The sequence below is a fragment of the Amycolatopsis sp. NPDC003731 genome (assembly GCF_053586895.1).
In genome coordinates this window covers 19496-28316 of the sequence record NZ_JBSFNC010000118.1, presented here as the reverse complement: position 1 = coordinate 28316, position 8821 = coordinate 19496, and the positions used below count along the sequence as shown (strand labels likewise).

General features: G+C 71.5%; 9 protein-coding genes. 5 read left to right on the top strand and 4 right to left on the bottom strand.

The window, feature by feature from the left end:
- Positions 1-144: 144 nt before the first annotated feature.
- Both ACWDN5_RS34950 and ACWDN5_RS34945 read right to left on the bottom strand, forming a co-directional pair.
- A complete protein-coding gene (locus ACWDN5_RS34950) occupies positions 145-1017 on the bottom strand; it encodes an RNA polymerase sigma-70 factor (RefSeq protein WP_449679291.1) in 873 nt (290 codons plus the stop codon).
- A 14-nt stretch (positions 1018-1031) separates the two neighbouring features.
- Positions 1032-1400: a DoxX family protein gene (locus ACWDN5_RS34945; RefSeq protein WP_449679290.1), complete on the bottom strand. Its 369-nt coding sequence runs from the start codon at positions 1398-1400 to the stop codon at positions 1032-1034.
- A 94-nt stretch (positions 1401-1494) separates the two neighbouring features.
- On the opposite strand from ACWDN5_RS34945, the gene ACWDN5_RS34940 reads away from it, so the two are divergent.
- The 5 genes from ACWDN5_RS34940 to ACWDN5_RS34920 all read left to right on the top strand — a co-directional run bounded on the left by ACWDN5_RS34940 (position 1495) and on the right by ACWDN5_RS34920 (position 7174).
- Positions 1495-2052 carry a TetR/AcrR family transcriptional regulator gene (locus tag ACWDN5_RS34940; protein ID WP_449679289.1) on the top strand — a complete coding sequence of 186 codons (558 nt, stop codon included), beginning with the start codon at positions 1495-1497 and terminating at the stop codon, positions 2050-2052.
- A 17-nt stretch (positions 2053-2069) separates the two neighbouring features.
- Positions 2070-2798 carry a cupin domain-containing protein gene (locus ACWDN5_RS34935; RefSeq protein ID WP_449679288.1) on the top strand — a complete coding sequence of 243 codons (729 nt, stop codon included), beginning with the start codon at positions 2070-2072 and terminating at the stop codon, positions 2796-2798.
- 263 nt (positions 2799-3061) lie between these two features.
- Positions 3062-4822, top strand: a complete 1761-nt coding sequence (locus tag ACWDN5_RS34930; RefSeq protein WP_449679287.1) for a DUF1996 domain-containing protein — start codon at positions 3062-3064, stop codon at positions 4820-4822.
- Positions 4823-4874: 52 nt separating this feature from the next.
- On the top strand, positions 4875-6320 hold the full coding sequence (locus tag ACWDN5_RS34925) for a family 43 glycosylhydrolase (RefSeq protein WP_449679286.1): 1446 nt from the start codon (positions 4875-4877) through the stop codon (positions 6318-6320).
- A gap of 50 nt (positions 6321-6370) precedes the next feature.
- Positions 6371-7174, top strand: a complete 804-nt coding sequence (locus ACWDN5_RS34920; protein ID WP_449679285.1) for an LLM class flavin-dependent oxidoreductase — start codon at positions 6371-6373, stop codon at positions 7172-7174.
- Positions 7175-7178: 4 nt separating this feature from the next.
- Here ACWDN5_RS34920 and ACWDN5_RS34915 read toward each other — a convergent pair whose 3' ends face one another.
- Both ACWDN5_RS34915 and ACWDN5_RS34910 read right to left on the bottom strand, forming a co-directional pair.
- On the bottom strand, positions 7179-8393 hold the full coding sequence (locus tag ACWDN5_RS34915; RefSeq protein WP_449679284.1) for an RNA polymerase sigma factor: 1215 nt from the start codon (positions 8391-8393) through the stop codon (positions 7179-7181).
- Positions 8393-8755: a YciI family protein gene (locus ACWDN5_RS34910; protein ID WP_310972502.1), complete on the bottom strand. Its 363-nt coding sequence runs from the start codon at positions 8753-8755 to the stop codon at positions 8393-8395. Before ACWDN5_RS34910 ends, ACWDN5_RS34915 begins: the two co-directional genes overlap by 1 nt.
- Between the last annotated feature and the right edge of the window lie 66 nt (positions 8756-8821).

The window sequence follows — 8821 nt, the reverse complement described above, 5'->3', positions numbered from 1 at the left end:
ACAGCGTCTTGCCGTCGGCCCGCAAGCTTGCGTAGTCGGCCCGCTCTGCGCTGTGGGTTGCGGGCCCGGCTCAAAGCGATTTTCACGGCCTCAGGCGACGGGATGACCACCCAGCTCCCTCCTTGTGAACAGCCGGCACTCCCGTCACCGCAGGGTCAACGGTGTCTCGGCGGCCACCCGGGTCAGCTTCTCCGGGTTCCTCACGAAATAAAGCCCGCTGATCCGGCCGCCCTCCACGCGGATCGCCATGATTCCGTCGAACGCGCCGTCCACGTGCATGGCCAGTGCCGGGTTTCCGTTCACCGTTACCGGGAGGCCGGTCAGTTCGATCTCCGTCTTGCCGATACCTCCGATGATGAAGCGGCCCACCTTGCCCGCGCCCGAAACCGGGCGCAGGGCCGCCTGCTTCACGCCGCCGCCGTCGCTCAGCAGGACCACGTCCGGCGCGAGGAGATCGAGCAGCCCCTGCAGGTCGCGGCCCTCGATCGCCCGCTGGAACGACTCCAGCACCGCCCTCGTCTCGCGTGCCGACACCACCTCGCGCGGGCGGCGCGCGTCCACGTGGCGGCGCGCGCGGTGCGCGATCTGCCGGACCGCCGCCGGGCTCTTCCCCACCGCCTCGGCGATTTCGTCGTAGCCCACGTCGAACACCTCGCGCAGCACGAACACCGCGCGCTCGGTCGGCGCCAGCGTCTCCAACACCAGCATCAACGCCATCGACACGCTTTCCGCGAGCTCGACGTCCTCTGCCACGTCCGGCGTCGTCAGCAGCGGCTCCGGCAGCCACGGCCCGACGTACGCCTCCTTGCGGCGCTGCATCGTGCGCAGGCGGTTGAGCGCCAGCCGGGTCGTGATGCGGACCAGGTACGCGCGCTCGTCACGCACCTCGGCGAGGTCGACCTCGGCCCAGCGCAGCCACGTCTCCTGAAGAACGTCCTCCGCGTCGGCCGCCGAGCTGAGCATCTCGTAGGCGACGGTGAACAGCAGGTTCCGGTGGGCGACGAAGGCCTCGGTCATCACGTCTGCTCCCCTCATCCCGGGAACCGGCCCCAGGCGACGAACGCCGCGACCGCCAGGTAGGCCAGGTTCAGCGTGGCGAACCCGGCACTGCCGTGCCGGACGTGGGTGATCATCGCACCGACCATCAGCAGGACCCAGCAGGCGGCGGTCACCGGCACCAGCACCGGCGCGATCCCGGTCACCGCGGGCAGGACCAGGCCGAGCGCGGCGAGCAGCTCGAGCACTCCGAGACTCTTGACGAACCCGGGAGCGGCGCCGGCGGTCCATTCGCCGCCACGGATGCCCGCCAGTTTCTCCTTGGCTACGAACACTTTGGTGACGCCTCCGGTCAAGCCCACGACGGCGAGCAGACCGGCGGCGATCCACAGTGCTAGGTCCATGACGTTCTCCTTCCTGATCGGCCTCAAGACACCGCCCAGCGGGAGTTTGTGACAGCGTTGCTTCTGTACCTACTAGTATGTACAGTCAGCGCCCATGGGAACCCGAGACCAGCTCGTCGACAGCGCCCGCGAACTGCTGTGGGAACGCGGCTACGTCGGCACCAGCCCCAAGGCCATCCAGCAGCGCGCCGGCGCCGGCCAGGGCAGCATGTACCACCACTTCGCCGGCAAGAAGGAGCTCGCGCTGGCCGCCGTGCGGCGCAGCGGCGAGGAACTGCTGGCCGCCGCCGACGCGCAGCTGCGCACGCCCGGCACCGCCGTAGAGCGCATCACCGCCTACCTGCGGCGCGAGCGCGAGGTGCTCAAGGGCTGCCCCATCGGCCGGCTCACGCAGGACCCGGACATCGTCGCCGACCCGGACCTGCGGGCTCCGGTCGACGAGACCCTCACGCTGATGCGCGCCCGGCTGGCCGAGGTCCTTGACCAAGGCCGTGCCGCCGGCGAACTTTCCGCGTCGCTGGACACCGCCGCGCTGGCCGCCACGATCGTCGCCGTCCTGCAGGGCGGGTACGTGCTCGCCCGCGCCGCCGGCTCCCCCGAACCGTTCGACCAGGCCGTTTCCGGCGTGCTCGCCCTGCTCACCGCCCACTGACCCCCAGGAGGACCGAAGTGGACGTCCGTCACGTTCCCGCTGCCGGCACCCCCGCCCCCGCCGACGCGGTCACCGGCAGCGCGTGGATCACCTCGCTCGCCGTCCCCGAAGGCCCGTCCCGCACCCGGGTCGACCGCGTCCAGTTCGCCCCCGGCGCCCGCACGCACTGGCACCGGCACCCGCTCGGCCAGGTCCTGGTCGTCACCGACGGGACCGGCTACGTCCAGCGCCGCGGCGGCCCGGCCCGGCTGATCCGGCCGGGCGACACGGTCCGCGTCGCCGCCGGGGAATGGCACTGGCACGGCGCCACCGACACGACGCCGCTGACGCACCTGGCGATCGAGGAACTGCCCGCCGACGGCACCCCCACCGAGATCGGCGAGCCGGCGGGCGAGGGCGAGCCCGCCACCGTCCCGGCCTTCACCCGCACGCTCTTGCTGGACCAGCAGCTCCCGGCACCGCGCGTCATCGATCACGTCGAAATCCGCCGGATCACCATCGCCCCGGGCGAGCACCTCGGCCTCCACGTCCACAACGGACCGGTGTTCGGCAGCATCGAAACGGGGTCCGCCGTTTTCCAGATCGAGGGCGAGCCGGAAACCGTGCTGACCCCCGGCGACGTCTTCCACGAGCCCGAATCGGCGCGGATCGCCCGGTTCGACCCCCAGGGCGACGGCGTCACCTTCCTCGCCTACTTCCCGGTCGGACCAGGCGAGACACCGAGCCTGACCATGCTGGACAGCTGACCTCGCACTCCACGCCTCACCTGGGTACACGGCTCCCGGTTCACCGCGGTTCACCACATTTCCGAACTCTTTCCTCACGCGACAAAGCACTGGACAACGGGGCGCCCGCGGGTCACGATTACGCCGTGCCCGCCCCCGGTTGAGTCCCCGGAAAGAATCGGTTGGCTCTTCACAAGGTGGACATTGTTATCGCTAACAGAGAACCGTGCCACTGGTGTCGGGCCAGTGGATTCTCTCCCCTTTGAACCCATCGGAGTCCCTTCATGCCCGGAAACGCGGGAAAGCACCGCATCTCCCGACGCACCAAGATCGCCACCGGTGTCCTCGCGCTGGCCGTCGCCGCCGGCGGCATCGCGGTGTCGACGACGTTCGGCACCCCCGGCCAGGCCAGCGCCGACCCGGCCGACCCGTCGCTCTACATCGACATCCTCAAGGTCCCGCCGAGCAACCGGGAGCCCGCGAAGGCGCGCGGGGCGTCCACCGGCACCTTCACCGTGGACTGCGGCCGCAACGAGAACCAGCACTTCAACCCGGACAACTTCGTCGCGCAGCCCGGGGTCCGCAACGGGGCCCAGCACCTGCACGACTACGTCGGCAACCTCTCGTCGAACGCGGACTCGAACAACAAGAGCCTCGAAGCCGCCGGTACCACGTGCAAAAACGGCGACAAATCGGCCTATTTCTGGCCGGTTGTCCGTATCGACACCGAGGACGAAGAAAAGAACCCGCCCGCGAAGCCCGCCGACGGCGACCGCGACCAGGCCGCCCAGGACGCCGCTTCCCCGGCGATCATCTGCCCGGACGTCGCCAGCCGGCTGCCCGACGTCCCCGACTCGGCGATGGCCGAGGTCAACCGCAACCTCGACCTGCTGGACACGCAGATCGACGAGGCCAACAAGCGGCTGGTGAGCACACGCGGCCAGGGCGGCCCCAACTTCGTCCAGAACGCCATCCTCGGCCCGCTCAAGGACAAGCGCGTCGCCACCATCGACCGCATCGCGATCGCGATCGGCCGCACCGCGGCCAAGCCGCAGGGCCTCGGCGTGCTCGCCCCCTGCACGCTGAAGGAGCAGGCCGGCACCGGCGGCAACCCCGCGAGCAACGGCGGCGGCGCCCCCGGCGGCGCGGCGCAGCAGATCACCTGCCCGGACGTCGCGAGCAAGCTCCCCGCCGTCCCGGCGTCGGCCAAGGCCGAAGTGGACCGCAACCTGCAGCTGCTGAACACGCAGCTCCAGGAGGCGAACCAGCGCCTGGTCAGCACCCAGGGCCAGGGCGGACCCAACTTCGTCCAGAACGCCATCCTCGGCCCGCTCAAGGACAAGCGCGTCGCCACCATCGACCGCATGGCCATCGCGATCGGCCGCACCGCCGCCAAGCCGCAGGGCCTCGACGCGCTCGCCCCCTGCACGCTCGGCCAGGGCGGCAACAACGGTGGCGCGACGGCGACACCGCCGCTGCCCGGCCCGGACGCCAACAACGAGCTGCCGGACAACGACGGCCAGATCCAGCGCCCGGCGAAGGTCGGCATCACCTTCCGCGGCAGCGCGGCCGGCAAGGTCGTCGCGATGCCGAAGTTCCTGCGCGCGCTGTCCGGCGACGCCAAGCCGTCCATCAACGGCACCAAGAACACCCGGGCCGCGTGGACCTGCACCGGCTTCGAAAACCGGCTGACCGACAAGTACCCGATCTGCCCGCAGGGCAGCAAGGTGGAGCGGATCCACGACTTCCCGAGCTGCTGGGACGGCAAGAACACCGACAGCGCCAACCACCGCACGCACATCGTGTTCCCGGACGCGGCCGGGCGTTGCGCCGCCGGGTTCAAGGCGGTGCCGGAGCTGCGGATCACGCTGGTCTACGACATCCCGCACGACGTCCAGGTCAAGAAGCAGTACAAAGTGGACTCGTTCCCGTCCGAGGAGCACAACCCGTTGTCCGACCACGACGACTTCGCGAACGTGATGTCGCAGAGCATCATGAACCAGGTCGTCAACTGCATCAACCGCAACAAGACCTGCACCGCCTGACCCGCGCGGGTGCCCGCCGCGGACGGCGGCGGGCACCCGTGAGGAGCCACCGATGACGGTCCCGATCGTTCCGGGATTCCACCCCGACCCGTCGATCTGCCGGGTCGGCGACCGGTACTACCTGGCGAATTCGAGCTTCGAGTACGTGCCGGGCGTCCCGATCCGGCGCAGCACGGACCTCGTCTCCTGGGAGCTCGTCGGGCACGCACTGACCCGGCCGAGCCAGCTGCCGCCGTCCGACGGCGCCGCGAACACGGGGATCTACGCGCCGACCCTGCGCCACCACGACGGCCGGTTCCACCTGGTCACCACGAACGTCCTCGACGGCCGCGGCCACCTGATCGTGACGGCGGAGGACCCGGCCGGCCCCTGGTCGGACCCGGTCCACGTGCCCGGCACCACCGGCATCGACCCGGACCTCTGCTGGGACGACGACGGCGTCTGCCACCTCACGTGGGCCTCGTTCCGGCCGGACCTGCCGGGCATCGCGAGCGTCCCGATCGACGTCGGAACCGGAGCGATGCTCGCCGAGCCGCGGCTGCTGTGGAACGGCACCGGCCTCGCCGCACCGGAGGGCCCGCACCTGTACCGGGTCGACGGCTGGTGGTACCTGCTGCTCGCCGAAGGCGGCACCGAACGCGGCCACGCCGTCACCATCGCGCGCGCCCGCACGCTGGAGGGCCCGTACGAGCCCGGGCCGGCGAACCCGATCCTGACCCACCGCAGCACCACGCACCCGGTGCAGAACACGGGGCACGCCGACCTGGTCGAGTGCGCCGACGGCAGCTGGGCGATGGTGTACCTGGGCGTCCGGCCGCGCGGCAAGACACCGCAGTTCCACGTCAACGGCCGCGAGACGTTCCTGGCCGGGGTGGACTGGGTGGACGGCTGGCCCGTCGTCGACGAAACCCGGTTCACGGTTGCCCCGGCGGACAACAGCTTCACGGACGGCTTCGCCGAGCTGCACCCGCGCTGGGTGGCTCCGGGCGCGAGTCCCGTCGTGCACCAGGCCGGTCCGGACGGACTGGTCCTCAGTGGATTCTTGCTGACCCGGGCCCTGGACGAGTACTGGACCGCGGTGGCAGACCTCGACGTTTCCCGCGGCACGGCGGCCTTCGTCGTCCGCATCGACGACCGCCACTGGTACGGCCTCACGGCGGACGGCACCACGGTGACGGCGACGGTGGCGATCGGACCGGCGGTCCAGACCGTCACCGCCGTCGCGGCCGGTTCCGTGGTGTCCCTGCGGATCCGCGCGCTCGAGCCGCCGGTTTCGGGCCCGTTCCGGGAGATCAGCGAGCCGGACCTCGTCGAGCTCGCCGTCCTGGACGCCGACGGCCGGGCGGAAGTCCTGGGCTCCTTCGACGGCCGGTACCTGTCCACCGAGGTCGCGGCCGGCTTCACCGGCCGCATGATCGGCGTGCGCGTCCTCGGCGGAACCGTGACCCTGCGCGGGTTCCGCTACACGACCGAACATCGGCAACCCTTATCGAGTTGAGCAGTTTTCATTGCTTTTCCCGATGGGAACCGGTCCGTAGCGTTACCGGCATGACCCCACAGCACGCGCTCTGGCTCCCGCTCTTCGACGCCCTGGCCGACCCGGCGCTCGTCGCCCGCCTCGCCGCCGAAGCCGAGGAGGCCGGCTGGCACGGTCTCTTCGTGTGGGACCACCTCCGCTGGCGCGAGCCGGTGACCGCGGTGGCCGATCCGTGGATCACCCTGGCCGCGATCGCCGCCACGACGTCGGAGCTGCGCTTCGGGCCGATGGTCAGCGCGATCACCCGCCGCCGCCCCGCCAAGCTCGCCCGCGAGACCGCCACCCTCGACCGCCTCGGCGGCGGCCGGCTCACCCTCGGCGTCGGCCTCGGCGGCGACCGGTTCGGCGAGGAGTTCTCCCGCACCGGCGAGGAGTGCGACGACCGGGTGCGGGCGCGCATGCTCGACGAAGCACTGGAGATCCTCGCCGCCGCCTGGTCCGGCGACGTCGTACGGCACCACGGCGAGCACTACACGGTGGACGGCATCCGGTTCCTGCCCACGCCGGTGCGCCGGATCCCGGTCTGGGCGGCGGGTTTCCCCGGCAAGCTCCGCCCGATGCGCCGGGCCGCGCGCCTCGACGGCTACTTCCCGGTGAACCTCGGCTCCGCCGACCGCTTCGCCGAAGCCGTGGCCCAGGTCGAGGCGTTGCGCGAGGGACCGGGGCCGTTCGACTACGTCGCGGAGGTCGAGCCCGGTGAGGACACGTCTCCGTACGCGGCGGCGGGCGCGACGTGGATCTTGACCGGCTTCGACCCCGAATCGCTGTCCGCCGACCACGTCCGGGGCGTGCTGCGAGACGGCCCCCGCTCCTGAGCGCTCAATCCAGCTCGGCCACTTTCCGCAGCAGGACCGAACGTTCCCGCTCGTTGGCGCACAACCGCGCCGCGAGCTCCAGCTCGGCGCGCGCCTCCGGGCGACGGCCGAGGCGGGTCAGCAGCTCGCCGCGCACGGTCGGGACGAGGTGCGAACCGGAGAGCCGGTCGGAGACGACGAGGTCGTCTACGATCGCCAGCGCCTCCGCGGGCCCCGAGGACATGGCGATGGCCACCGCCCGGTTGAGCTCGACGATCGGCGAGGGCGCGACCCGGGCCAGTGCCTCGTAGAGCACCACGATCTTGTCCCAGTCGGTCGCCTCGACCGAGGGCGCCGCCGCGTGCGTGGCGGCGATCGCGGCCTGCAGGCCGTACGGCCCGAGGCCGCCCGCGGAGGCCTTGGCCAGCGCGGCCAGCCCGCGGTGGATCGCCGAGACGTCCCACCGCCGCCGGTCCTGGTCCTCGAGCAGGATCGGCGAGCCGTCCGGGGTGGTCCGGGCCGGGAAGCGCGCGGCGGTCAGCTCGAACAGCGCGAGCAGGCCGTGCACCTCCGGCTCGTCCGGCAGCAGCGCGGCAAGCGTCCGGGCCAGCCGGATCGCCTCGTACGCCACGTCGGGCCGGACGAGCTGGGTGCCCGACGTGGCCGTGGCTCCCTCGGTGAAGATGACGTAGAGGACGCTGAGCACGCCGCCCAGCCGGTCCCGGCGTTCGGCGGGCGGCGGCAGCTCGAACGGCACCCCGGCCGCGGCGATCGTCTTCTTGCCGCGGGTGATGCGGGCCTGCACGGTCGGCACGGAGACCAGGAACGCCCGGGCGATCTCCTGGCTGGACAGGCCGGCGACGACCCGCAGCGTCAGGGCGACGCGGGCCTCGGGCGAGAGCACCGGGTGGCAGCTGACGAACATCAGGGCGAGCACGTCGTCGTCGATCCGGTCCGGATCGATCTCTTCGTGGACGACCTCGCCGGCCGCCAGCTCGGCGTACTTGTCCCGCAAGGCCACCCGGCGGCGGATGGTGTCGATCGCTCGCCGCCGCGCGGTGGCCATCAGCCAGCCGGCCGGATCGGCGGGCGGCGTGCGCGGCCACGAGACGAGCGCCTCGGCCACCGCTTCCTGGGCGGCGTCCTCGGCCAGCCCGAAATCCCCGGTGAACCGGGTCAGCGCGGCCACGATCCGCGCCGACTCGATCCGCCAGACGGCTTCGACGTCGGGGGTGCCCATCAGTTCGGGGTCTCGTCGCTGCCGGGCACCCGCCGCACCTCGACCTTCGCCCCGGGCGCGGCGGGCACCCGCGTCGCCCACTCGACGGCCTCTTCCTTGGAGGCGACGTCGATCAGGAAGAAACCCCCGAAGAGTTCCTTGGTTTCGCCGTAGGGCCCGTCCGTGACCACGGGCGTGTCCCCGCTGAAGTCGACGACCACGCCCTTGGCGGGATCGTCGAGCCCTTCGGCGGCCACGTAGACACCGGCCTTGAACAGGTCCTCGATGAACTGACGGCTGGTGGCCATCATCTCGTCGATGTTCGCCATCATGGCCGCGTTCGACGCGTCGGTGCCCCGCATGATCAGCAGGTACTTCGCCATTTGAGCCTCCTCGTCCGGCGGGCCGCTTCGGGGCCCGTGCGCCTTCAGGTCGAACGGGCGGCTCGC